This is a genomic window from Pseudoalteromonas sp. CR1, assembly GCF_019392235.1.
Lineage (GTDB): Bacteria > Pseudomonadota > Gammaproteobacteria > Enterobacterales > Alteromonadaceae > Pseudoalteromonas.
On the sequence record NZ_JAHXRM010000386.1, the window covers coordinates 1 to 257 of the forward strand.

General features: G+C 64.2%; 1 pseudogene. It reads right to left on the reverse strand.

From position 1 onward, the window contains the following. Nucleotides 1-257, reverse strand: a pseudogene (locus tag KZZ04_RS19835) (acetyl-CoA C-acyltransferase); the annotation flags it as partial.

Here is a 257-nt window from a genome sequence, read left to right on the forward strand (position 1 = left end):
TGCTGGGAGGCTGCGGCGAAGGCGTCCTGGGCTTCGCGGCTGATGCCGTATTTGTCCACCAGGTTCTCGGCGGTGATGCCCATGTGGTAGTCGTTGAATGCATCCCACAGGCCGTCGGTGATCATGCTGTCGATCATCTTGGCGTGGCCCATGCGCAAGCCGGTGCGCGCAGCGGGCAGAACGTACGGCGCCAGGCTCATGTTTTCCATGCCGCCGGCGATGATCACCTCAGCGTCGCCGCAACGAATCGCCTGGGC